Origin of the sequence: Mycobacterium sp. pR1184 (assembly GCF_041287235.1) — a bacterium.
Classification (GTDB): domain Bacteria; phylum Actinomycetota; class Actinomycetes; order Mycobacteriales; family Mycobacteriaceae; genus Mycobacterium.
Map to the genome: position 1 here is coordinate 23546 of NZ_JBGGKR010000009.1, position 22762 is coordinate 46307.

Annotated in this window: 21 protein-coding genes; 10 read left to right on the forward strand and 11 right to left on the reverse strand. The window is 64.6% G+C overall.

Going from position 1 to position 22762, the window contains the following annotated elements; translation table 11 throughout:
- Window positions 1–229: 229 nt before the first annotated feature.
- From ACAG21_RS16870 to ACAG21_RS16880, 3 genes are all read right to left on the reverse strand, one after another.
- Window positions 230–2374: an EAL domain-containing protein gene (locus ACAG21_RS16870; protein ID WP_370497403.1), complete on the reverse strand. Its 2145-nt coding sequence runs from the start codon at window positions 2372–2374 to the stop codon at window positions 230–232.
- A gap of 247 nt (window positions 2375–2621) precedes the next feature.
- The gene (locus tag ACAG21_RS16875) at window positions 2622–4895 is read right to left on the reverse strand and encodes a putative bifunctional diguanylate cyclase/phosphodiesterase (RefSeq protein ID WP_370497404.1); all 2274 of its coding nucleotides are present in this window, start codon (window positions 4893–4895) and stop codon (window positions 2622–2624) included.
- 180 nt (window positions 4896–5075) lie between these two features.
- A complete protein-coding gene (locus ACAG21_RS16880; protein WP_370497405.1) occupies window positions 5076–5396 on the reverse strand; it encodes a hypothetical protein in 321 nt (106 codons plus the stop codon).
- Window positions 5397–5551: 155 nt separating this feature from the next.
- Between ACAG21_RS16880 and ACAG21_RS16885 the strand changes: the two genes are divergently transcribed.
- Window positions 5552–6376: an NlpC/P60 family protein gene (locus ACAG21_RS16885; RefSeq protein ID WP_370497406.1), complete on the forward strand. Its 825-nt coding sequence runs from the start codon at window positions 5552–5554 to the stop codon at window positions 6374–6376.
- Between the two features lie 34 nt (window positions 6377–6410).
- Here the strand turns inward: ACAG21_RS16885 and ACAG21_RS16890 are convergent, their stop codons facing one another.
- Complete coding sequence (locus ACAG21_RS16890; protein WP_370497407.1) at window positions 6411–6725, reverse strand: DUF732 domain-containing protein; 315 nt, start codon at window positions 6723–6725, stop codon at window positions 6411–6413.
- A gap of 233 nt (window positions 6726–6958) precedes the next feature.
- Between ACAG21_RS16890 and ACAG21_RS16895 the strand changes: the two genes are divergently transcribed.
- The 3 genes from ACAG21_RS16895 (at window position 6959) to ACAG21_RS16905 (ending at window position 9544) form a co-directional block, all read left to right on the forward strand.
- Window positions 6959–7522, forward strand: a complete 564-nt coding sequence (locus ACAG21_RS16895; RefSeq protein WP_370497408.1) for an FKBP-type peptidyl-prolyl cis-trans isomerase — start codon at window positions 6959–6961, stop codon at window positions 7520–7522.
- A gap of 342 nt (window positions 7523–7864) precedes the next feature.
- Window positions 7865–8332 (forward strand): carboxymuconolactone decarboxylase family protein, encoded by a 468-nt coding sequence (locus ACAG21_RS16900; protein WP_370497409.1) that lies wholly within the window; start codon window positions 7865–7867, stop codon window positions 8330–8332.
- A gap of 261 nt (window positions 8333–8593) precedes the next feature.
- On the forward strand, window positions 8594–9544 hold the full coding sequence (locus ACAG21_RS16905; protein WP_370497410.1) for a GGDEF domain-containing protein: 951 nt from the start codon (window positions 8594–8596) through the stop codon (window positions 9542–9544).
- Here ACAG21_RS16905 and ACAG21_RS16910 read toward each other — a convergent pair.
- Complete coding sequence (locus ACAG21_RS16910) at window positions 9541–9984, reverse strand: limonene-1,2-epoxide hydrolase family protein (protein WP_370497411.1); 444 nt, start codon at window positions 9982–9984, stop codon at window positions 9541–9543. The genes ACAG21_RS16905 and ACAG21_RS16910 overlap by 4 nt on opposite strands.
- A gap of 188 nt (window positions 9985–10172) precedes the next feature.
- On the opposite strand from ACAG21_RS16910, the gene ACAG21_RS16915 reads away from it, so the two are divergent.
- Window positions 10173–11807: an L-lactate permease gene (locus ACAG21_RS16915; protein WP_370497412.1), complete on the forward strand. Its 1635-nt coding sequence runs from the start codon at window positions 10173–10175 to the stop codon at window positions 11805–11807.
- 11 nt (window positions 11808–11818) lie between these two features.
- Here ACAG21_RS16915 and zwf read toward each other — a convergent pair whose 3' ends face one another.
- Window positions 11819–13318 (reverse strand): glucose-6-phosphate dehydrogenase, encoded by a 1500-nt coding sequence (zwf, locus tag ACAG21_RS16920; protein WP_370497413.1) that lies wholly within the window; start codon window positions 13316–13318, stop codon window positions 11819–11821.
- A gap of 54 nt (window positions 13319–13372) precedes the next feature.
- Window positions 13373–14221 carry an LLM class F420-dependent oxidoreductase gene (locus tag ACAG21_RS16925; protein WP_370497414.1) on the reverse strand — a complete coding sequence of 283 codons (849 nt, stop codon included), beginning with the start codon at window positions 14219–14221 and terminating at the stop codon, window positions 13373–13375.
- A gap of 191 nt (window positions 14222–14412) precedes the next feature.
- Between ACAG21_RS16925 and ACAG21_RS16930 the strand changes: the two genes are divergently transcribed.
- Both ACAG21_RS16930 and ACAG21_RS16935 read left to right on the forward strand, forming a co-directional pair.
- Window positions 14413–15054 (forward strand): cutinase family protein, encoded by a 642-nt coding sequence (locus tag ACAG21_RS16930; RefSeq protein ID WP_370497415.1) that lies wholly within the window; start codon window positions 14413–14415, stop codon window positions 15052–15054.
- Between the two features lie 53 nt (window positions 15055–15107).
- On the forward strand, window positions 15108–16280 hold the full coding sequence (locus ACAG21_RS16935) for a nucleotide disphospho-sugar-binding domain-containing protein (RefSeq protein WP_370497416.1): 1173 nt from the start codon (window positions 15108–15110) through the stop codon (window positions 16278–16280).
- On the opposite strand, the gene ACAG21_RS16940 is transcribed toward ACAG21_RS16935, so the two are convergent.
- On the reverse strand, window positions 16273–17202 hold the full coding sequence (locus ACAG21_RS16940) for a DMT family transporter (protein WP_370497417.1): 930 nt from the start codon (window positions 17200–17202) through the stop codon (window positions 16273–16275). The two genes, ACAG21_RS16935 and ACAG21_RS16940, sit on opposite strands and share 8 nt — an antisense overlap.
- Before the next feature lie 115 nt (window positions 17203–17317).
- Between ACAG21_RS16940 and ACAG21_RS16945 the strand changes: the two genes are divergently transcribed.
- Both ACAG21_RS16945 and ACAG21_RS16950 read left to right on the forward strand, forming a co-directional pair.
- Complete coding sequence (locus ACAG21_RS16945; RefSeq protein WP_370497418.1) at window positions 17318–17866, forward strand: thioredoxin family protein; 549 nt, start codon at window positions 17318–17320, stop codon at window positions 17864–17866.
- 188 nt (window positions 17867–18054) lie between these two features.
- Window positions 18055–18813 (forward strand): cutinase family protein, encoded by a 759-nt coding sequence (locus tag ACAG21_RS16950; RefSeq protein WP_370497419.1) that lies wholly within the window; start codon window positions 18055–18057, stop codon window positions 18811–18813.
- Window positions 18814–18817: 4 nt separating this feature from the next.
- On the opposite strand, the gene ACAG21_RS16955 is transcribed toward ACAG21_RS16950, so the two are convergent.
- Together ACAG21_RS16955 and ACAG21_RS16960 are read right to left on the reverse strand one after the other, a co-directional pair.
- Window positions 18818–19630, reverse strand: coding sequence for an MOSC domain-containing protein (locus ACAG21_RS16955; protein WP_370497420.1), 813 nt, complete (start codon window positions 19628–19630; stop codon window positions 18818–18820).
- Window positions 19631–19677: 47 nt separating this feature from the next.
- A complete protein-coding gene (locus ACAG21_RS16960; protein ID WP_370497421.1) occupies window positions 19678–20082 on the reverse strand; it encodes a PPOX class F420-dependent oxidoreductase in 405 nt (134 codons plus the stop codon).
- 87 nt (window positions 20083–20169) lie between these two features.
- Here ACAG21_RS16960 and ACAG21_RS16965 point away from each other — a divergent pair, with 87 nt between their 5' ends.
- Window positions 20170–21213 (forward strand): class I SAM-dependent methyltransferase, encoded by a 1044-nt coding sequence (locus ACAG21_RS16965; RefSeq protein ID WP_370497422.1) that lies wholly within the window; start codon window positions 20170–20172, stop codon window positions 21211–21213.
- Window positions 21214–21229: 16 nt separating this feature from the next.
- Here ACAG21_RS16965 and ACAG21_RS16970 read toward each other — a convergent pair whose 3' ends face one another.
- The gene (locus tag ACAG21_RS16970; protein WP_370497423.1) at window positions 21230–22741 is read right to left on the reverse strand and encodes an FAD-dependent oxidoreductase; all 1512 of its coding nucleotides are present in this window, start codon (window positions 22739–22741) and stop codon (window positions 21230–21232) included.
- Between the last annotated feature and the right edge of the window lie 21 nt (window positions 22742–22762).

Consider the following 22762-nt stretch of genomic DNA (forward strand, 5'->3'; position numbering starts at 1 on the left):
GAAACCTCCCGACAGCTGCAGTTCAGCAACACAATAGTCCACCGCCGGTACGACAGGCCAGCAACGGTTTGCGCCGTCGGCCGCGTGCGCACAATGAAGATCGCCGGTTGCCGCCGTTGCCGTCCGAATTGCATGAATAATGTTGAATCGCAACATAATACATTGCTATGACCGACTCGGCTTCAGGTTATCGCCGCTAAAGATGCTGTCCCACAGCTGGATTACATGGCTAAGAGCGCGGGCCGGGGCCGGAGAGGCGAGCGCCACCCGTTTGGCTGCGCCGCTGCTCGTACATGGCCTGATCGGCGCGCTCCAAGACGGCATCTATGGATCGGCCATCTCCCGGTCGGTGTGCTGCCGAGCCGATCGTCAGAACGATGGAAATCGCGGTGCCGTCGGCGAGCGTAATCGGTGTCCTTTGCACCTGGTCTGTTATTCGGTTGGTGAGGCGCGTGAGCGCGCCATCGTCAATGGCGTTGGTGATGACCAGGAATTCGTCGCCACCCCAGCGGGCGACGAGATCCTCATCCGCGGTGGCCGACAGAAGGCGGTCGGCGACCTTGATCAGCAGTTCGTCGCCGGCTCGGTGGCCGCACCGGTCGTTGATGGACTTGAATTGCTCGATGTCGCAGAACAGGATGCCGTAGCCCGCATCCGCCGCGTCGAGCTGCTCGAGCTGACTCCAAGCAGCCGAGCGGTTGGCAATCTTGGTGAGGGTGTCGGTGGTGGCTTGGCGGGCCAACTCGGCCTCTCGCATGCGATCCGCGGTGACGTCAAGGATCTGTGAGACGAAGCAGCGAGGCTGGTTCCGATGGCCTTGCACGAGCACGGCGGTCAGGTCGCACCACACGATGCGTCCGTCGGCGGCGATGAACCGCTTGTCCATGCGGTAACTACGGCGGCGCCCCGCGAGGCACTCGCCGAGCAGCGCCAGGTCGGCATCCAGGTCCTCGGGATGCGTGATCTCCTGGAATGTCAGGCCCGCCAGGGCCTTTCTGCCGTATCCGAGTATTGTCCGCAGCGCCCGATTGGTGCGCTGGAACGACCCGTCGAGGCCGACGATGGCCATGCCGATCGGTGAATGTGTCAGCGCCAGTTCGAACCGTCGCTCGCCGAGCAGGTCGAAAGTGGCGAAAGACTGGTCGACCGGTTCGGCGACGGCATCGCAGCGCGGAAAACCGTGGGCGTGGGAGTGAGGCCGACTGAGGTGGTAGCCCTGGGCCCACGGAATGCCGGCCGCGCTCAAGGCGTCAAGTTCGCCTCGCGTTTCCACCCCTTCGGCGATAACCATCGCGCCAATCTGCGCCGCGAACTCCGCGATGGATTGGGCCAGGCGTCGCCGGGCGTCGTCGGCGTCGATGTTGCGCGTGATGGACTGATCGATCTTGATGAATTCTGGGGCCAACTCCAATACGTGAGAAAACGAGGAGAACCCGGCGCCCACGTCGTCGACCGCCACGCGCATACCGCGTGCCCGGCATTCTTCAAGCACGTCGTCGAGAGCGTCGTAATTCTCGACGGCATCATGCTCGGTGATTTCCAGGACAAGACGTGACGGGTCGACCTCGGCGAGCAGCTCGGCCCAGGGAGTCAGCGGGACCGCCGATGGAGAGATGTTCACCGCGACGAACACGTCTTTGGGAAGTTGCGGCAGCAGCGACAAGATACGCGCGATGACCGCGGTCTCCAACTCGATGTCCAAGCCCAACAGTGCTGCCTGGCCGAAGACGAGGTCGGGGCGAAAGGGCTCGCACGGGAAGCGGGCGAGCGCTTCGACGCCGACCACTTCGCCGGTCGACACATCGTGCACCGCCTGGAAGATGACCTCGAAATCACCCTCGGCGACCACGCGGCGGATCCCTTCGCGCTGTTCGGCAAGGGCATTCGTCGAATCCGCCGGCAATTCCATCAAGGCGCCGATCAGATCGGCCATCTTGTTGACGATTCGTATGTCAACGTGGGCCAGGTGCGGTTTCGGGTGCTGGCTCACCGCACACACCATCCCGACGGTGGAGCCGTTCGGTCCGTGTAAGGGGACGCCCACATAAGCGCCCAGACCCATTTCGTGCGTTCTGGGCAGGACGGAGGCGGTTCTATCGGCCGAGGTGTCCGGGATGACGGCGGGCAGCCGCCCATCGATGACCCGCACGCCGTACGACCCCGACAACGACGATCGGTCTCCCGGCATGAGACTCAAGGCGTGGGTGTCGCCGTCGACCACCTCGACTACTTGCATGCCCTGGTTGAACGACGCTATCCACGCGGTGTCGAGACCGAGCCGACGCCGCAGCAGGCCCAGCAGGGTTTGAACCAACGCCTCGGAATTTGCTGGTTCGACGCTTGTTGGGTGCGCACCCTGGCCGTCGGCCCCCATAGCGACATGGTAATCCGGCATACGGTGGCAACGGATGGATTTGCGTGTCTGATTGCAGCCTGAGTTCTATTGGCGCAGAGCGATTAATCGGCGGTGGAGCTGAGAATGCTTCGTTGGGTTCCACTACTCATGCCCGACTCCGGTTCTGCCCTTATTCCGTTGTGAAGCAATGGGTTTAGCGGTCCATTCTGCGGTCGCAGGATTTTCGCCCAGGCGTTCGGTAGCGACTGTTGTGCGGCAACGGTATTCAGTGTCTCGTGGAAGATATAGCGAGATCGGTTAGCTCGGATGCGGCCCCGAACAAATAGCCTTGTGCCAATCCGCATCCAGCCATGAATACCGTGTCCGCCTGCTCGGCGGTTTCGATCCCTTCGGCGATTACCTTGAGCCCCAGCGCTTCGCACAAGCCGATGACCGACCGGTAGAGCGTGAGGTTTCGTTCCGGCCCGACGCCCGCCGCGAGTCCTCGGTCGAGTTTGACGATTTGCACGGGCAGTTCATGAAGGTAGGTCAGCGAGTTGTAACCGGTGCCGAAATCGTCCAGCGCCACGCCGATGCCCAGTTCGTTCAAACGTCTGATAGCGGCGGCCCCGGCGGCGAGATCAACGATGGGGACCGTCTCGGTGATCTCCAGGACGAGTCGATGCGGCGGTAGCCCGTGCCGGGCGAGGATGCGGCTGATGGCACGTTCGAAGTCAACGCTGCCGAGTCGCGCGGCACCAATGTTGACGTGAACGTCCAAATCGAGGCCTGCCGCCTGGATCTGCGCGCAAGCCTGATCGAGCACCAGCGCATCGAGTTGTGCTCCCATGCCGTTGGCTTCAGCCAGCGAGACGAAGGTTTGCGGAGGAATCTGTATTCCGCTGGGTGCCGTCCACCGGGCAAGTGCCTCCACGGCGACCGGCGTGCCGTCCGGGAGGGTCACCACGGGCTGATACTTGAGCTGAAAGCCTTGCGGGACAGCGCCATTCGCTTGTCGCAGCGCTGTCGTAAAATCCTCTGAAACGGTGAATGCCGGGCGGTACACCACGGCGGTGTCTTTGCCCAGCCGTTTTCCGGTGTACATCGAGATGTCGGCTTGCCTGAGCAGATCGTCGGAGGTCGGCGCACCTTCGTCGTAACCGGGGCGGACCAGGCCCATGCTTGCTCGCACCCGCACCGAGGTCCCATGCACCGAGAACGGACTTCGAAGAGCGACCCGGAGCTGGTCGGCGATCATCTCCGGGGCGTCGACAGCACTGGCGGTGAGGATGACGAACTCGTCTCCCCCGATGCGGGCCAGCGTGTCGGGGGGACCGAGGCAACTCTGCAGGCGCGCGCTGATCGCGCACAGCAACTCGTCGCCGGCCGCGTGCCCGAAACGGTCATTGACTTCTTTGAAGTCATCGATATCGACGAAGATCAAGACGAACGGGCCATCGCGGATCGCCTCGTCTAGCCGCTCGGCCAACAGCAATCGATTCGGTAGCCCGGTCAGCGCGTCGTGGTGAGCCTGATAGGCCAGGCGGCGTTTGGCGTCGACAAGCTGTGCGGTCAGCATTCGCTGCACCTGCATCGCCACCACGTAACGGGTCGCGACGAGCAACGCCATCGCCAAGTAGGTGCTGGCGAAAAGTGCGTCGATTCCACGTCCGACCAGCACTTGAAAGGTGAGCAGGGCGGTGCTGCCCATGAAGCCCACATAGGGCAGGGTGAGTCGCGCCCAGTTCGTGGCCTGTTCGTCGTCGTGCGGGCGGGGCCTCGGAGGCAAGACGAGCAAGCTCCACACGATCAACAGCGGGGCCAGGACGAATCCGATGCCGACCCACAGATTCAGCGTGCTGACACCGACGCTTTGAAGGTAGGCAAGCAGCCTGTCCGAGGAAGCGAGGGTAATCACCGCGGCCGCAAGCAGCATGTAGTTCGCCCGGCCCGGCCGGTACGGCGGATACCACATCGCAAGGAGAACCGCGCCCACCACCGTGATCAGCTCGACACCGGCGATCCCCCAAACGACCTCGGTGTTCGTTGACCGCGGCAGCGCGGCGCCGCCCATCGCACCCAAGCGGGCGACGTACACCAGGTGGCAAAACGCCAGCGTGCTCACCAGTCCGTCGAGGATGGTCGTGATGACCGCCGGCCAGCCGCGCGCTCGGGCGGGCACGTCGCAATTGCGGCCGGCCCGCACCAGGAGCAGCATCGCCACGCAGAACAAGAGGCCGGCCACAAAGTACCCGACGACGGCAGGCGCTGGGGCGGCTCCGCCGCGGTGGGTGCCGCCGGCCAGGTGCGCGAGCGACTCGGCAGCCAGAAAGGTGGCGATCGCCGACAGCAGCGATACTCGCCACCATCGCGACAGGCCGGAGGCCCGCGCCACAACGACGAGCCCGACGAGCAAAGCGCCAACACACAGCGCTGCTTCGAGGACAAACTGCACCCGTTGGGCCGTCGCCGGTCCCCACCAGGCGAGCGCGTTGAACACCGCCGCAACGACCACGGCGGCAGATAGCCCCAACTGCAGGCGACGACCCTGAAACGACAACGCGCCCCCTCCGCACCGCGGCGTTGAAGCTCAATATCCTCGCAGATTATTTTGGCGGCTGGACCGTTATCGCCTGATCAGGTATTTCCGGTGCGTTCGTTTCGCGAATTGGCTATTCGGAATTGAATACTGCCTGAGCTCGAGATTGTCCCCGTTGCATTAGTCGCCCTCGGCGCGGCATCAGCCCGGCGGTGGTACCACCGGCGGACGGCACACGTTGGCGCCGGGATCCCACCACCAGCCGTTGTCGCACGCCAGCGGTTGTGGGCCCACACCGAGTGGCCGGCAGATATTGGCCGTCGGGTCCCACCACTGGCCCGCGTCACATGCCAACGGTTGCGGCCCGACACCGAGCGGCCGGCAGACCTTGCCCGTCGGGTCCCACCACTGTCCGTCGGCGCAGTCGGCCGAACTCACCGCCGGCGCCACGATCGTAGTGGTTGCGATTGTGGCCAACGTCAGCATGACGACGGCAGCAAGATGGCGAACGCACGTCCTCACTTCGGGTCTCCCCTCGTGGTGTAGTGATCATCGAACCGCGCGCCGGTATCGAGGTCAACCCGTCGTCCTGAGTCGGCCAGAAGCGGTTGCTCATCCGCTGTGCCCTCCTACTATTGCTTCGTCAGCGCCGACCATCCGAATGAGCAGGGAGTCCGTTGACCCGTCGAATAAAGCTTTCTATCCCGATGCTGTTCGCCGCCTGCGTGGCCGGTTCGGTGCTATCGGGCGCCTCGGGCGGAATCTCGCGGGGCGACACCGGCGAGGTCTACCCCTTCTCGTGCACCCGAGACTCGTTGACGGCGGATTTCGCTAGCCGCGACGCGCTGCCGCAAAGCCCGGTTCCGACTTCGGACTGGTACCGCACCAGTGCCGAGGGCCACTACTTGAACCAGGGCTGGGGACCGGCAGCGGCAGCGTTGCCGCCGCCGTCGATCCCGTCGGGCGCGGGTTGCGACGCCAGCACGTGGAAGCGGGAACGGATCCTGGCGACGGCCATGCGCTACATCTACGCCCCCGATAATGCGCTGGGGCTGCAATACCGCCACCATCACATTCCCGGCTGGGACCCGCCGGCATCGACCCACGCCGGTGCTGTCGAAGAGAATCCGGACACCGACAGCCCGAATGAGCCCATTGCCTGGAGCGCCGGGCGCGGCTTGGACTGTTCCAATTTCACGGCGTGGGTCTACAACTTCGGGTTGGGCATCAAGTTTAACGGCGATGTCCACCAGCAATACGACGGCAAGGCGGGCCCGATGGGCACTCGTATCCCCAAAGATGGGAGCTTTGCGCCGGGCGACCTAATTTATTTGCATCCCAATGGAACTGAGAGCCAAGCCTCGCATGTGGTCATTTACATCGACGACCAACACATCATCGACAGCCGCGTGAGTTCCCAGAACGTGATCGGAGTCCAGATTCGAAATCGGCAGGGCTGGTACCGGTCCGCTGTCCTCGGTGCGTGGCGGCCGATCGTCTGAGCGACCCTGGGCGATCGTGGCTCAGTGCAGCTGGTCAGGTGCAAAGCGACGGGGCGTCGCACACATTCCCGGGGCAGTACACCGAGTGTGCGGCGTTGACCATGGTTCCGACGTCCGGCAACGTCACGCTCCTCTTGTCCAGGTGGGCGTGGACTTCATCGGCAATCTCTTGTGGCGTCCAACCCCAGGTGAGGTCATAGCAGATCAGGTGTGCTTCCCCGATGAGTGCCTCTTCCGTCTGCGGCGGCCACGTCAGGCCCACGGCACGCAATTGGTTGAGGTACGCCTCGTCTTGGGGAGTAGTGGCTTTGGCAGTCGCCGCGCTGCTCGCCAGTGCGGCGCCAGCCATCATGGGAATCGCGATTCCAGCGAGCCAGCGAGGTGAGGGCATTTGATTCCCTTCCGTTCTTCTCCCGTTAGCAAGAGCGCCAGAGCGTGCAAAGCAGCGCAGATATGGAGAATAGCGAATTGCCCGCGCAGTGACTCGTCAAATGACACCCTCCCGGCGAATGGGGCACCACTCGCGTCGGGCAACGCAGCGCACCGCGGGTCGGCGAAGTCGGAAAGGCACGTAGCTGTAGCGTGACGCCGGTGAAGTCTCTCCGGGTGTACTCCTCGATCGTGTTGGCGGCCTGCGCGGCAATCGTTGCGATGTTCGCTGGACCGGCTACGGCAATCGCGGCCGGCTCGTGCCCAACCGCGGCACCGCCGGCAGGTGGCACACCCGATTGGACGCTGTCAGGAACTACCGGCAGCATCGCCGTCATCGGGCCCACGGATACGACCGCTCCCCGGGTAACCGTCACGGCGCCGTTCAGCGTGAACCAGACCCAGGTACATACGCTGCACGCCGCAGACGGGGCCGTGGTCTCACCGACTGCCAAGGTTTCCGTCTGCTACATGGGAGTCAACGGACGTGACGGGTCCGTGTTCGACAGCAGCTTCGACCGGGGTGCCCCGGTTGACTTCCCGCTCACCGGGGTCGTGCCCGGCTTTCAGAAGGCCATCGCCGGCCAAAAGGTCGGTTCCACGGTCGCCGTAGCGATGGTCCCAGCGGATGGTTACCCGGAAGGTCAGCCCAGTGCGGGTATCCGGCCGGGCGATTCACTGATCTTCGCGATCAAGATTCTCACCGCCGCGGGCTGAGCCGAGTAGGCACTCCCGCTGAAAGAGCTGTGCCGTAACTTCCTGTCGCGCGAAATCTCCCGCGCGTGCTGTCGGCGTCTTGTAACGGACTTGCTGTCCAACAGCTTTCGTTGCCCTTGGCCCTTGTTGGCGACCGCGTGCGCGACGTTGGTCTCGGCGCTTGTAATTTCAGGGCTACCAACACAATCGAGGTTTGCGGTCTTGGCTTCGAGACCACCGTCAATGCGCTCGTCGAGTTTGCGCCCTGCTCGCCGCCGGATACGTCTGCTGCTGCGACGTTATCACTAAGTGCTGCAACCTCTTTCGGTTGCAGTCGCGATGGCGCGAGCGTAGCGTGCCCCCATGACGAATACATTCAAAGCGCGCGTTGCTGTCTTGGTCGCCGCGCTGATCATCAGTGGGAGCCTGTTGGGCGCGGCGCGCAGTGGCGCCGACGGGTGCGGCGACGTCGGCCCGGGCCGCGTCCCCCCGAGCGGCTGCGCCGACCCGGCGCCAACTGCGCAGGCGCCGTGGAACGATCCCCCGTGGCTCGCGGCGGTTCGACAGCGTGACCCCCAATTCGCGGGCTCGTATCAAGGAATGCGCGAGCGAGTCCTGAAGGACGGAGCCATTCCCGTCAAGTACAAGCTGCTGATGGGCATGATCACCGACGCGATCGCCGCGCATCCCGATGGAGTCAGGTCGCTCGCCGAGAACGCGCGCGCCGCGGGCGCCTCGGAAGCCGAAATCACCGAGGCCGTCGAGGTCGGCTACCTCTACGGCGGTACGGCCGCGCTCGTGATGGGCGTCAATGCCTTCCCGGGCAACTGACGCTTCCCGCAATGGTTTCGATGCGGTTCGCCCCGGGCCGCGCCACCACGACGGCAGTGGCCGGGATGCCAAAACCCCTCTAGGGGCATGATTTTCGGTCAATTCGGGATCGTCCTTGTGTCTGGCCGACCTTATTTGCCCACGCCCTGGGCATCGGCACGTCGAGCAGGTGTTGGTCGGGATTCGCGGGCGAGGCCCGCCGTTATACAGCCGTTCATTACCGGAAACGAACGGTGTCCTACGTGCGCTTATTGTGAGCAGGTGCCATGGCGTACCGAACCCCGACCGACCACGAGGGTTTGGCATGCGATCGGCCTGACCGCGTTTCTGGCGATGCTCTCCCTTTATGCCGCGGCGGGGTACGTCTACCGTGCTGGATTCAGCCCCGGGTTCTTGTGGGTTCTCGGCGGTTCCGCGGTCGCTGCGGTGGCCGTCGCGGTCCTCGGCCGCTGGCGTGGTTGGCAAGAGCGGCGCGCGCTGCTGGTCGGCTGGCCGGTGGCGTCGCTGCTCGGGACAGTTCTGGTCGGAGCCGTCGAGCCGGGGGCGACGCAGAACCTTCCCGGCATCGTCACCGTCACCTTCGGCTACATCGGTCTCACCTGCGCGCGCTGGCGCTCGCTCGCCTTCGTGCCCCTGGGCGTGGCGGCCTTCGTCGTCGGCGGCAGCAAGGCATTCCCCGGTTCGTTGGCCACCGTGGTGTTGGCCGCCGCGATGTGGGTGATCGTCGCGGAGGTTCCGGCCTGGTTGATCGCACAACTCGAGGAGCAAAGCGCGCTGCTCCGCAAGATCGCGCATACCGACGCACTGACCCAATTATTCGACCGGAGCACGCTGGCAACGCGGTTGTCGACGCATGCCGATAGTTCGGCCGTGGTGCTTATCGATCTCGACAACTTCAAGAGCTACAACGACGCTTACGGCCATGAGGCCGGCGACGACGTCTTGATCGCCTTCGCCGACGCGATCCGGTCATCGGTCCGCAGGGAAGACATCGCTTTCCGCATCGGTGGCGACGAGTTCCTCCTGCTGCTCGTCGGCGACGACCGTGCCGGGGCCGAGCAGGTCCTCGATCGGCTCCGCCATCGCTGGGCCGAGATAGGCGAGCCGGTCAGCTTCAGCGCCGGGATCGCTTCCGGGGCACAGGATCTCATGCGCCTCGCCGACGAGCACATGTACGCCAACAAGCGCTCCCGGGATTTGCCCGCCGACTAAGCCAGGGCGTCGAACATGTGGGCTGCTTCGATGCCGATCTGCTTTGCGACATGGCTGGTGTCCCAGTACTCACGCCAGTGAGTGATCGCGCCGTCGCGGACTTCGAAGACCGCGACGACATAGAACGTGATCGGCTCGCCGCCGCCCAACGAATTCACGTCAATTCGTTCGACTACGACGGTGTCGCCCGTCGACACGATCGTGCGGATTTCGCTGCCCTCGATCATTCCCGTCGAAAGGCTGTTGTGCTTTTCCATCTCCGCGCGTGCCGCGTCGCGTCCGGCGATCACGGGCGAGAGCGGGACATGCAGTTGCCACACGAAGTCCTCCGCCACCAGATCGATCGCCGCGTCGATGTCGATGGTCTGCCCGTAGAAGGCGTGGATGAAGTCGAGCACCAGCTGCTCGGAGTCGTTCTTGGCGACAACACCTTGTGACATGTCTTCTTCCTTTGCTGTTCGCCGACTCGTCGATTGCGCCGGCGGGCTGCCGGCGTGGAAGCTGGAGGAGACTCTACGCCTAAATAAACTGATTGATTTAACCGACCTCTAAATCTTTTTCGGACATTAGTGGTTGTCACCGCATTTATCCGCGACAAAGCTTGGTTGGTGATTCATAAGGTGCGAATATGTATCGTCAGATCCTCGATCCTCTTGCTCACTCTCTGGGTTTGAGTTCACTCGTGGCGGCCTTGCCGCTGGCGATGCTCTTTGTGATGCTCGGCGTTTTGCGTCTGCGGGCCTGGATGGCATCACTGATCTCGCTGGCCGTCGCGATTGCGATCGCAGTGGCCTTGTACCGCATGCCAATTGGCCAGGTGCTGCTCGCCAGCGGCGAGGGCGCCGTCTTCGGGTTCTTCCCGATCCTGTGGATCGTGATCAACGCGATCTGGGTGTATCAGATGACAGTGCAGACAGGACATTTCGATGTGCTGCGGCGCAGTTTCGCCAGCATCAGCGACGACCATCGCATCCAGGCGATCATCATCGCGTTTTCCTTCGGCGCGCTGCTCGAAGCCCTGGCCGGATTCGGCGCGCCGGTGGCGGTCACCTCGGTCATGCTGCTGGCGCTGGGCTTCAAGCCGCTCAAGGCCGCCGTGCTGGCGCTGGTCGCCAACACCGCACCGGTCGCCTACGGGGCGATGGCCACGCCCATCATCGTTCTGGGCAAGGTATCCGGGTTGTCGAGTGACACGCTGGGCGCGATGGTCGGGCGTCAAACGCCCATACTTGCCGTCTTCGTCCCGTTGGCCCTGGTCGCAATCGTCGACGGCCGGCGCGGAATTCGGGACACCTGGCCCGTGGCGCTGACCGCGGGCGTCGTTTTCGGCATCGGCCAATTCGCCACCTCGAACTACGTGTCGGTGCCGCTGGCCGACGTGGTGGCCTCGCTGCTGTCCGCCGGTGCCGTGGTGCTACTGCTGCGCGTCATGCGGGTGCAAACGGCACCGCGTACCCCGGTGATGGCCGGGGGTGCCGGGGACTCGATGACCCCGGAGTTCGGCGCGAGCCTCGGGCGGCCCGAGTCGCGCGCCGAGGTGGTCCGGGCCTACGCGCCGTACGGGATCATCATTGCCATCTTCGTGCTCTGCCAGATACCAATCGTGAAGCAGTATCTCGACTACGCGACCTACACCGTGCATTGGCCGGGGCTGCACTTGCTCACCGCCAAGGGCAGCCCATCGGCGCTGCCGAACTTCACCTTCAACCTGCTGACCACGCCCGGCACCCAGATGCTCGTCGCGGGCATCATCGCAATGGTGGTGCTGCGTCTGTCGGCGGCCGGTGCGATCAAGGCTTACGGGGCGACGCTGTATCAACTCCGCTGGGCGATCCTGACTGTAATGGCCGTGTTGGCACTGGCTTTCGTGATGAATGCCTCCGGACAGACCATCACGTTGGGAACATGGATGGCCGGGGCGGGTGGCGCTTTCGCACTACTCTCCCCCATTCTGGGCTGGCTCGGCGTGGCGGTCACCGGGTCGGATACCTCGTCGAACTCCCTATTCGGCGCCCTCCAAGTGACCGCGGCGGCCAAGGCGGGGCTCTCGCCGTTGCTGATGGCCGCGGGTAACAGTTCCGGCGGGGTGCTGGGCAAGATGATCTCGCCGCAGAACCTCGCCATTGCCGCCGCTGCGGTGGAAATGCATGGAAAAGAAGGCGATATCTTCCGCCGCGTGATCCTGTGGAGCGCGGTGTTCCTGATTTTCATCTGCGTGCTGTCAGGACTGCAAACGTCGGTCCTGTCATGGATGGTGCTCTGACGTGCGACCCGCTAGGTCCTGGCTTCGCGCCAGCCACGCTCGAACGGCAACCGCCACGCATTAGGGGCGATCAACTGGTGAATCGCGTTGGGTCCCCAGGTTCCGGGCGGATACACCTTGGCCGGCGGCGGGTCGGTGAGCAGTTCTTTCGAACGCTCCCATAATGATTCGATGCCCTCGGCGGTGGTGAACAGCGTGTGGTCACCGCGCATCGCGTCGAGAATGAGCCGCTCGTAGGCCTCCAGTGTCTGGTCGGCCGTGTCGATCTCCCTCGACGAGAACTGCATCGACAACTTGTCCAACTTCATCCCGGGACCGGGCCGCTTGCCGTAGAAGGACAGCGAAACCTTGGAGTTGTCAGCCAGATCGAACGTGAGGTGATCGGGACCCTGGGTCCCCACTCCCGATCCCGGCGGAAACATACTGCGCGGCGCCTCTTTGAACGCGATGGAGATGATGCGGATGCCCTCGGCCATCTTCTTGCCGGTGCGTAGGTAGATCGGCACGCCGGCCCATCGCCAATTGTCGATGCCGACCTTGAGCGCGATGAACGTCTCGGTGTCGGAATCGTTTGCCACTGCGGGCTCGTCGCGGTAGCCGTTGTATTGGCCGCGCACCACGTCGGAGGTCTTCACCGGCAGCATCGAGCGGAACACTTTGTTCTTCTCTTCGCTGATGGCATACGGCTCGAGGGCGGTCGGTGGCTCCATCACCACGAATGCCATCACCTGGAACAAGTGCGTGACGACCATGTCCTTATATGCGCCGGTGCTTTCGTAGAAATTCGCTCGCTGATCAAGACCCAGGGTTTCGGGAATGTCGATCTGGATGTGGTCGATGAAATTGCGGTTCCAGATCGGCTCGAAAAGTCCGTTGGCGAAGCGGAAAGCCAGGATGTTCTGCGCCGCCTCCTTGCCCAGGAAGTGGTCGATGCGAAAGATCTGTGATTCGTCGAACGTCTCGTGCAGGAAGTCGTTGAGCGCCACCGCGCTTTCCAGGTTGGTGCCGAACGGCTTTTCCATCACCACCCGGGAGCGCTCGACGAGGTTGGCGTCGCGCAGCATCGTGATGACGTCGCGCGCCGCCTTCGGCGGGACGGACAGGTAATGCAGTCGCCGTACCTTCGGGCCCAGGTTTGCCTCGGCCTCGGCGACCGCGGCGGCCAGTGCCTCGGGTCCGGCACCCTGCGGGACGTAGCGCACGATCTTGGAGAAGTCGGCCCACTGCTCGGGTTTGAGCTTGTGGGTCCCGTAGGAGTCGATCGCGTTCTTGGCGAGATCCCGGAACTCGTCGTCGGACATCTCTTCGAGCGACGTCGCGACGATCTGTATATCGGGTGCCAGCTCGGACTGATCCAAGTAGGCCAGGCCCGAGATCAGCTTGCGCTTGGCCAAGTCCCCGGTCGCACCGAACAGCACGATGACGTGGGGGTCCAGCGGGTCGTAGTCGTGGCGGCGCGGACGCGAGTCCGGCGCCGGGTAAGAGATCGTTTGCGGTTTCTTATCGGCCACGCCCGTGATACTTCCACTGATGCGCCCGGTCCGCAGCCCTCGGGCCGCCATCGATTATCGATCGCGCCAGGCCAGCATCGTCTCCAGCTCCGAGAAGTCGTACCCGTTGTCGTCGGGATGGATTTCGGTGGTGAACAGCGTGACGCCCTCGTCGAGGAAGGCGTCGGCGGTCTTGGCGTCGGTCCATGCCATCGCCCGTTCGATGCCGGCCTCGTCGCGGCCCGCCTGGGTGGCGAGTCGCTTAAGGAGATCGTTCTTGCGGCGGAATTCGTCGATGGGCTCGAAGCTGTGCCAGATGTGGGCGTGCCGGGCGGCCGCGGGAATGGTGCGCCGCTCACCGCCTCCGCCGATCAGGATGGGTATCTGGCGCAACGGGCTGGGAGTCAAATGGTTGAGCCGGTATTCGATGCGCTGCAAGCCTTCGTCGAACTGATCCATCCTCGATCGCACAGTGCCGTATTCGTATCCGTACGCGATGAAATCCTGCGGGTACCAGCCCGCCCCGAGCCCCAGAATCAAGCGCCCGCCGCTGATGTGATCGACGGTGCGTGCCATATCCGCAACCAGGTCGGGGTTGCGATACGGCATCCCGCTGACCAGCAGGCCGATTTCGGCGCGGCTGGTGATCTCGCCCCAGGACGCCAGGGCTGTCCACGCTTCGAAGTTGTTGACCTCCGGCTGTTCGTCCTGGAGTTGCGGGGCACCATCAACGATGTCGATGAAGGGCTTGTGAAAGTGGTCGTAGCCGAAGATGGCGTCGGCGCCGAGCTCTTCGGCGTGCAACACCGCCTGGCGCCACGTCGGGTAGTCCGGTGTTCCGCCCGCCCACAACTGGACACCTATCCGTACCGGATGCTTGGCGGACGCTGTGCCGTCCTTGGCACCGCTCGTCGGGTCGGTCACGCTTCCTAGCCTTTCAGCACCCAGGATGGATCGTCACGGCGTCGCCGGGCTACCTACGCTCAACTGAGCGAACATGCAGTTCCTTCCCACCGGCGACTACTCATTGTGATAGGCGCCGTCGCGGCCCGTCCGCAACCGGTCTAGGCGAGGCGCCGGCACGACCGTTTCGGTCGGTATGTCAGCATTTGAGAATGAGTGCACTGAGGCTTGTTCGTATTGTTGGCGTCGCGGCGGCGACGATGGGGGCGCTGGTTAGCGCACCGATCTCGCCCACCGCGGCCGCCGATCCCTGCTCCGACGTAGAGGTGGTGTTCGCTCGCGGGACCCATCAGGAGCCCGGCCTCGGCAACATCGGTCAGGCGTTCGTCGACTCGCTCACCTCGCAGGTTGCCGGCAAGTCCGTCGGGGTCTACGCGGTCAACTACCCGGCCAACGACGACTACCACGCGAGCGCACCGGCCGGCGCGGATGACGCCAGCGGTCACATCCAGGGCACGGTCGCCAACTGCCCCAAGACAAAACTCGTGCTGGGGGGGTACTCCCAGGGTTCGACGGTGATCGACCTTGCCACTGAGGCGATGCCGCCCACGGTCGCGGACCATGTCGCCGCGGTCGCCTTGTTCGGAGAGCCGACGAGCCAATTCTCCAGCGCGTTGTGGGGCGGCCAGCCGCTGCCGACGATCAATCCGATCTACAGCGGCAAGACCATCAGCCTGTGCGCGCAAGACGATCCGATCTGCTCGGCGGGCGGCAACATCATGGCGCATGTTTCGTATATCCAATTGGGGATGACCAATCAGGCCGCCACCTTCGCAGCCAGCAAGCTTCGCTGACCGCCGCCGCGCGGTGATCCGCAACCACCGGCACTGCGAGTGAGGTTCCGCCGATGAAATGCGTGCTGGCCGGCTATGGAAGCCGTGGCGATGTCGAACCGCTGGCCGCTGTCGGGCGGGAGCTGCTGCGACGCGGCCACGACGTGCAGATGGCCGTCGCGCCCAACATGGTGCCGTTCGTCGAATCCGCCGGGCTGCCCGCGGTCGCCTACGGCCGGGACTCCCGCGAGCAGATGGACTTCGCCGCGGCGTTCTTCGAGAAGGTCTCCAATCCGGTCACCATGTGGGCCGACGTCGTCCAACACGTCACCGAGGTCAAGGCCGAAAAGAGTACGGCGCTGACCTCGTTGGCCGAAGGGGCAGACTTTCTGGTGGCGGCGTTCAACGAGCAGGGCCTGGCCGCCAATATCGCTGAGTACTACCGCATTCCGCTCGGCGTGCTGCACTACTTCCCGGCGCGAATTCTGGCCGGCGGCACCTTCGGTCCGCAGATCACCAAGGACACCGACGACGCCCAGCGTGCCGCGCTCGGACTGTCGGATGTCGCCGGGGAATTGGCCCGGCCGACGGTAGAACTCCAGGCATATGACGAGATCTGCCTGCCGGGAACGGCAACCGAATGGCTGGACTCGGAGGTGTCGGCGCGGTTCGTCGGCGCGCTGACGCTGGGACTGCCCGCCGATTCCGACGACGAGGTGCTCTCCTGGATCGCTGACGGCACGCCGCCGGTCTACTTCGGCTTCGGCAGTACGCCGCTTGCCTCGCCCGCTGAGACCGTCGCTGTGATCAGCGAGGCCTGCGCACGGGTCGGCGAGCGGGCGCTGGTTTGCACGGGCCCCAACGACGTCGCCGGCCTCCCGGACGTCGAGCATGTGAAGGTCGTGGCCGCGGTGAACCATGCCGCCGTCTTTCCACGGTGCCGCGCCGTCGTCCACCATGGCGGCGCCGGCGCGACAGCAGCGGGGCTTCGGGCCGGAGTTCCCACCCTGATCCTGTGGTTCTGGCTCGATCAGCCAGTCTGGGCGCAAGGAGTCACGGAGTTGAAAGTTGGCTCCGGACGGGCGTTTATGGAAAGCACCCTGGACTCAGTGGTGGCCGATCTGCGGGGCATCCTCACGCCGGAACGCGCGGCACGGGCCCGCGAAGTCGCCGCGCTGATGAGCAGGGCTGATGAAAGCCTTGCGCGCGCAGTCGATCTCCTGGAGGCAGCCGCACGGCCTACGTGATGATCACATCATCTTCGTTCGCACGCGGTGTATCGACATCTTTGGCGGCCGGATGGCCCACACCGGGTACCTGGTCGCGTGCCAGCGCGACGGTAGATGCCACCATCGCGACGACGGCGACGAGCAGGCCAATGGCCGCAGAGCCGCGCACCGCAAGGTGTTCGCCGAGCACGATGACTCCGAGCATCACTGCGACGACAGGCTCCCCCACTAGCATCAGCGGCACCGAGGCCTGCAACGCGCCGGCGTGAAAGGCCGAGCTTTGCACCATGGTGACCGCTACCGCCAGCACGACCAGCAGGTACGGGGCCGGCACGGTCAGAAGTCCGTGCCATCCGCCGATGGCGTAGCGGTGCGTGCAGATCTTCGTCAACACGGCCACCATGCCCAGCAGAACCGCCACCGTGACCGCCAGCAGCATGGCGCGGGTCCGGCCGTGGGTCCGCCGGGCCGCGACGAGACACACGATGACCAGCGGCGCGGTGAGCAGCACCGCCATCGTCCACGACGGGATAGGCGAACGGTGATGGCCCTCGCGGGGTTGACCGACCAGCACGAACGCCGCCAGCGCGGCGGTCAACACGATCGCCCAAGCCCATTCGGCTGCGGTGATGCGCTGATGGCACAGCCGCGCGCTGAGCGGCAGGGCAAACAGCAGCGACGACACCAGCAGCGGCTGCACCAGCAGCAGCGATCCGTTGGCCAGGGCCAGCGCCTGAAACACGTAGCCGGCGATGGCGGCGAGAATCCCGGCCCACCACAACGGCTGGCGAACCACGCTCGTCACCGTCGGTCGGGACTGGTCCCCAACGGTCGGCACGCTTTGGGCGACCCGTTGTCGAACGACGATGCCGACCGCTGCCCAAAACGCGGCGAGTAAACCCGAGAAGATCGCGACGGCGTGCGAAATCACCCACCCCATGTTTCGGACTGGTACCCCGGATTGCAACGCCGCTAACTCTGGCCACACGGGATGCAGCCTTCCGCACCGGCGATCGGTGGCGGTCGCCGGGTCGCCTCGGACTAGGCTGGCGGGCATGGCAATCGAGTCGACAATGCTCGCCCTCGGCACGCCCGCGCCGCCGTTCACGCTGCCCGACCCGGCAACAGGCGCCCTGGTCAGCCTCGATGACCTGACTGGTCCGGCGCTGGTCGTCACCTTTATCTGCAACCACTGCCCATACGTCCAGCATGTCGCGGCGGGGCTGGCCGCCCTGGGCAGAGACCTTGCCGATCAAGGCGTCGCCATGGTGGGAATTTCCAGCAACGACGTCCTGACCTACCCGCAGGACGGCCCCGACGAGATGGTGATCGAGGCCCGCCGCCACGGCTGGACGTTTCCGTACTTGTACGACGAGACGCAAGACGTTGCCCGCGCCTACTCCGCGGCGTGCACGCCGGACACGTTCGTGTTCGACGGCGAGCGTCGACTCGTCTACCGCGGCCAGCTCGACGACTCCCGCCCCAAAAACGACCAGCCGGTAACGGGCGCCGACGTTCGGGCAGCCGTCGACGCTGTGCTGGCCGGACGGCCGGTCAACGCGGATCAACGGCCGTCGATCGGCTGCGGCATCAAATGGCGCTGAGCCGCCTTCACGCCGACAGTGCGCGATAGCTTCGCCCTATTCTGGTCGGTACTAACTACTTCCGTCGTCCGGGTGTGAATTCGGCTGCGGCTGTGCGCTGTTCGCACGGTGGACACGCCTCCGCCGGTCCGCTCGGTGAGTTTGCTGCGAACGCGTGTGGAATATCACTCGTTTGGTGATCGGCTGAGATGGGCATTTATTTGGACATGATTGCCGGTTACGTCATTCGCTTGATGAGTGCTGCGGCCGCAGTGACTGCGAGTCTTGGTGCGTCTGTCCTCTTTTCGCCCGTCCCCTCGTCGGCCGAGCCATGTCCCGACGTTCAGGTGGTGTTCGCCCGCGGTACCGGCGAGCCGGAGGGGGTCGGCGCGACCGGGCAGGCGTTCATCGACAACCTGCGCGGACGCGAGGGTGGAAAGTCAGTCGACGTCTACGCGGTCAATTACCCCGCCAGCAATCAGTGGGACACCGGGCTCGACGGCATCCGGGACGCGGGCGCGCACGTCGTGTCGATGGCGACCAGCTGCCCCAAGACCAAGATGGTGCTCAGCGGATTCTCCCAGGGCGCGGCGGTCATGGGTTTCGTGACGTCGGACGCGGTGCCCGCCGGCGTTGACCCGGCAACCGTGCCCAAACCACTGGCGCCCGAAATCGCCGACCACGTCGCCGCGGTGGTGCTTTTCGGCATGCCCAACGTGCGGGCCATGAACTTCCTCGGTGAGCCGCCGGTCGTCATCGGACCGACCTACCAGGCCAAGACGATCAAGGTGTGCGCGAATGAAGACCCGGTCTGCTCGGACGGCATGAACTTCGCCGCCCACAACGCCTACGCCGACGATGGCACCATGATCGACAAGGGCGCGTCCTTTGCCGCCAGCCGGATCGACACCGGCCCTGCCGGGCCGGCCACGGTGCTCCGCACGCCCCCGAGTAGCTTCGGCAACTAGACGGCTACGGGTCGAGGATGACCTGCTCGCCTACCCGAAGGACGCCTGCAGTCGTGGCTTTGAAGTAGATCCCCGCGCATGCGGCCACGCCGCAACTGCCTGCTTGCAAACGATTTTCGACGGCGGGCGTCCGTAGTGCCTGTGGCGCTTTCGGCAGTGGCCCGTGTTCGAGTGTCGGCACCACACAACGTGGGGTGAGTTCCAGGCCGCGCAGCCGCACCGATCCGATGCCCAATTCCTTTTCGACCCAATCATTTTCAACATATGGCGGCCAGTCGGCTGGTGTCGCGATCACGAGATTCGGTCGGTAACGCAATGCCTCGACGCCGATGTGGTCCAAAGTGGCGGTGGTAATCGCGTGCAGTGGAGCATCGTCGGTGAACGAATCCCCGGGCGTGCCCAGCCCAATCTCCAAGATGCGGCCGGCGACTTCGGCGTCCAACCCGAGCTCGAGCAGCTTCTCCGGGTCCGGTCGTTCGACCGTCGCGCCGTCCGGACGCTTACCGACCAGTTGGACCGAGCGCCCCAACAACCGCGAGAGCACCTCGTCGACGTCCGGATCATCGGCGGCGACCGTTGTCCCGTCGGGCAGCGCGATGCTGACGCGGCCGGCATCTCCGGTGGCAGTGCATTTCAACAGGTCGCGCCATAGCCGCGCCTGCTTGGCGCTGGCCACGTGCCCCGTCGTGGTGTCCAGGAGTGCGAGCCGCCGGTCTCCCTCAGCGCCACGCTCGTCGACGAACAAGCTCTCGACGTCCTCCCCAAGCATTGATTTCACTGGATAGCGGTGCAGACTATCGACTTGCATAGCGACCATCTTCCATCAGCTCGCCCCGGCGTCCGCCGCCCCACCGAGCATCGATATCACCCGCCGGGTGTCAGCGCGATCTGCAGGACGAACCTCGGCTTTCGGCCGCGGGCGACGATGGCTTCGATGAAGGTCACCACGCGAAATTCCAAGCCGTACTTGCGTTTGACGAGCGATTCGACACGCGTGACCTCCGCCGGGTCGGTGATCACCTCGGCGGTCCCGGCGAACACCGGCTGACCGGGCGCGACCTTCCCGGTTCGACCGCACGCTGCAAGCGTGACCCGGGGATCGCGCCGCACCCGTTTGACCTTCCACGAGTCTGCCGGTGTCCACACCAGGAGTCGTGCGCCGTCGCCGACGATCCACATCGGTGACGCGACCGCATCGCCGTTGCGCTTGAACGTCGTCAAGGACACGAATTTCTCGGCCCCCAACCGGGCGGTCGCATCGTCGTTCATCGTCTCCCCTTCTCGGCGGCGATCGGCTCGCCGGCTATCCCCGCGCCCCATTGTGCAGCCAGCGACGCGGTCGTGTACAAGGGTCTGATGGAGGATCGCGACCGCAGATCTTTCGACCCGACGACCCTGCGCGAGGCGATGGCCCGTCGGTTGCACCGACGAACGATGTCGGAAGGGCGGCTCCATGTACCGGCCGTTCCCGGCATGCTCGAGGAGTACGTCAGAATGTGTACGACCGTCTTCGCCGGATTGGGCATACCGTACACAGACGAAGAAACCGTTCAGCTCAGAGCTGTGCTGGAAGGCGAGTTGGCCAAAGCCTTTAAGGCCTCGTCTCGTTCGAACATTGTCATAGAGTTCAATTCACCGTTCGGCACGACGCTGAATTACCGCGTCAAACCTCAGTGGGCCACGATCGGGGCCGATTACGACAACTGGGTCGACACTCGCGAGGGGTCGCTGTTCGGCACCGAGCCCGATGCTCGTGTCTGGTCGCTTGCTAATGAAGCCGACGATCCCAGCACCTATCGCATACTCGACGTGGGCGCCGGCACGGGGCGAAATGCCCTCGCCCTTGCCAAGCGCGGTCACCCGGTCGACGCAGTAGAGCTGGCCGGGAAGTTCGCCGACATCATCCGTGCGGAAGCCAAACGAATGTCGGTTGATATCAACGTCATCCAAAGCGATGTCTTCGTGGCGATGGAGGGCGTTAGCGGCGACTTCCAGCTGGTCGTGTTCTCCGAAGTGGTGCCGGACTTCCGGACCCCCCAGGAGTTGGGCGGCATGTTCGAACTGGCTGCGCAGTGTCTGGCCGCCGGCGGATATTTGGTATTCAACGCGTTCCTGCCGCGCGAGGGCTACACGCCCGACGACGCCGCCCGACAACTCGGGCAGCAATGCCACACCATGATCTTCACCCGCGAGGAGGTCAGCAAAGCCTCGGCCGGACTGTCACTTGAACTCGTTTCCGACGAGTCGGCGTACGAGTACGAGAAAGCCCATTTGCCCGAAGGCGCCTGGCCGCCTACGGCCTGGTTCGACGGATGGGCAAGTGGCCAAGACATTTTCGATGTCGAGCGGGAGAATTCCCCGATCGAGTTGCGCTGGCTCGTCTACCGGAAGGTGAGTTGAGTCAGTGACGAACGTGTCAATGCGATGCGGTCAAGTCCCTGGTGGCGGGCCCTTCCAGTAGCGTGCCGTCCGGTGCGAAGCGCGACCCGTGCAGTGGGCATTCCCAGGCCTTGTCGGCGTCGTTCCAATTCACTATCCCGCCAAGATGCGGGCAGACCGGTGAAACGCGGTGTTCGGTGCCGTTGACGCGACTCCTGGCTTCCAACTGCCATGGCAGTCCGCTTACGATGCCGCCCTCGTCGGGCCCGGGGCTGCGCCGGCCGATGCGAGTGGCCGGGGTGATCCAGCCTTTCGCCAGGTCGAATCCCACCTCGAGGTTGGCCTGTACGGCCGTCGGCAGTCCGGTCAGCTCGTGCGGGCTCCAGCTGGCGAACGCGCGCGACCAGTCCATCCGGCCACCCAAGATGCGGCTGGTCAGCGCCAGCGCCGCGGCGGCGCCGTTGGTCATGCCCCACTTGTTGAAACCCGTTGCGATATAGATGCTTTCGTTGTTCGGCAGGATCGGGCCTACGTATGGCAGCTGGTCGATCGGCGTGTAGTCCTGTGCCGACCAGAAATGAGTCTGCGTCGCGCCCGGAAAGTGTTCGCGTGTCCACGACGAGAGTTCGTCGAGGGCCTTGGTCGGACTCTTTTTACGCCCCACGGTGTGTCCGGCGCCGCCCACGATCAACAGCTCCCCGTCGGAAACCGGTGCGTACCGCACCGAACGCGTCGGTGAGTCGGTCGAAATCATCATCGGCCGGGTGATGTCGCCGGGCACCTTGAACGCCAGGCAATACGACCGGCTGGGTTTCACTCGCGCGAAATACCCACCGCGATCCAGGATCGGGATCCCGGTGGCAAGGATCAGTTTCCCGGCCTCGAGTTCGATGTCGCGCTGCGCGGCGTCATTCACCTGCACACGCACTTTGCCGCCGCGACTCGACACCCGCCGGACCCTGGTGCGTTCCAGCAGTCGTCCGCCGCGGTCCAGCAGCTCGGCGGCCAAGGCGTCCAGGAACTCCATCGGATCGAACTGCGCCTGGTTGGGCAGCCGCACCCCGCCGTGGTACGGAAACGGCACGTCGGCGTCGTCGGCCCATTCGACGGGCAGGCCAACCGCCTGGCACGCCTTGTGTTCCAAACGCGCGGACGGCACTCCCTTGGCGGACTGGGCGTAGGTGTAGGCGTCCTCGCGTTGCACGGCGATGCCGCGCGACCGGCAGTACTCGACTATCCAATCCTGGCCCTCCCGGTTGCCCTCCACATAGGCGCGGGCCAGCTCCTTCCCGTGTCGGGGCAATGCCTTCGACAGATGGGTGCCCTGCAGCAGGCTGATCTTGGCGGTGGTGTTTCCGGTGGCGCAGGCACCGACGCTGCGCGCCTCCAACACCATCACCTCCTTGCCGGCGCGGGCCAACAGGACAGCCGTCATCAGACCGGTGATGCCGGCGCCCACCACGATGATCTCGGCCGAGCGCGGCCCATCGTCGATTTGACTCGCAGTCCACGGTGGTTGGGTTCTTTCGGCAAGCCACAGAGAAGTCATGGCTGGCCTGATACCCGGCGT

Excerpts from the sequence above, each read along its gene's own strand:
- ACAG21_RS16870 (WP_370497403.1), bottom strand. The coding sequence starts at position 2,374 with ATGGGGGCCGACGGCCAGGGTGCGCACCCAACAAGCGTCGAACCAGCA.
- ACAG21_RS16890 (WP_370497407.1), bottom strand. The coding sequence starts at position 6,725 with ATGGCTGGCGCCGCACTGGCGAGCAGCGCGGCGACTGCCAAAGCCACT.
- ACAG21_RS16900 (WP_370497409.1), top strand. The coding sequence starts at position 7,865 with ATGACGAATACATTCAAAGCGCGCGTTGCTGTCTTGGTCGCCGCGCTG.
- ACAG21_RS16910 (WP_370497411.1), bottom strand. The coding sequence starts at position 9,984 with ATGTCACAAGGTGTTGTCGCCAAGAACGACTCCGAGCAGCTGGTGCTC.
- ACAG21_RS16915 (WP_370497412.1), top strand. The coding sequence starts at position 10,173 with ATGTATCGTCAGATCCTCGATCCTCTTGCTCACTCTCTGGGTTTGAGT.
- ACAG21_RS16930 (WP_370497415.1), top strand. The coding sequence starts at position 14,413 with ATGAGTGCACTGAGGCTTGTTCGTATTGTTGGCGTCGCGGCGGCGACG.
- ACAG21_RS16935 (WP_370497416.1), top strand. The coding sequence starts at position 15,108 with ATGAAATGCGTGCTGGCCGGCTATGGAAGCCGTGGCGATGTCGAACCG.
- ACAG21_RS16940 (WP_370497417.1), bottom strand. The coding sequence starts at position 17,202 with ATGGGGTGGGTGATTTCGCACGCCGTCGCGATCTTCTCGGGTTTACTC.
- ACAG21_RS16945 (WP_370497418.1), top strand. The coding sequence starts at position 17,318 with ATGGCAATCGAGTCGACAATGCTCGCCCTCGGCACGCCCGCGCCGCCG.
- ACAG21_RS16950 (WP_370497419.1), top strand. The coding sequence starts at position 18,055 with ATGGGCATTTATTTGGACATGATTGCCGGTTACGTCATTCGCTTGATG.
- ACAG21_RS16955 (WP_370497420.1), bottom strand. The coding sequence starts at position 19,630 with ATGGTCGCTATGCAAGTCGATAGTCTGCACCGCTATCCAGTGAAATCA.
- ACAG21_RS16960 (WP_370497421.1), bottom strand. The coding sequence starts at position 20,082 with ATGAACGACGATGCGACCGCCCGGTTGGGGGCCGAGAAATTCGTGTCC.
- ACAG21_RS16965 (WP_370497422.1), top strand. The coding sequence starts at position 20,170 with ATGGAGGATCGCGACCGCAGATCTTTCGACCCGACGACCCTGCGCGAG.
- ACAG21_RS16970 (WP_370497423.1), bottom strand. The coding sequence starts at position 22,741 with ATGACTTCTCTGTGGCTTGCCGAAAGAACCCAACCACCGTGGACTGCG.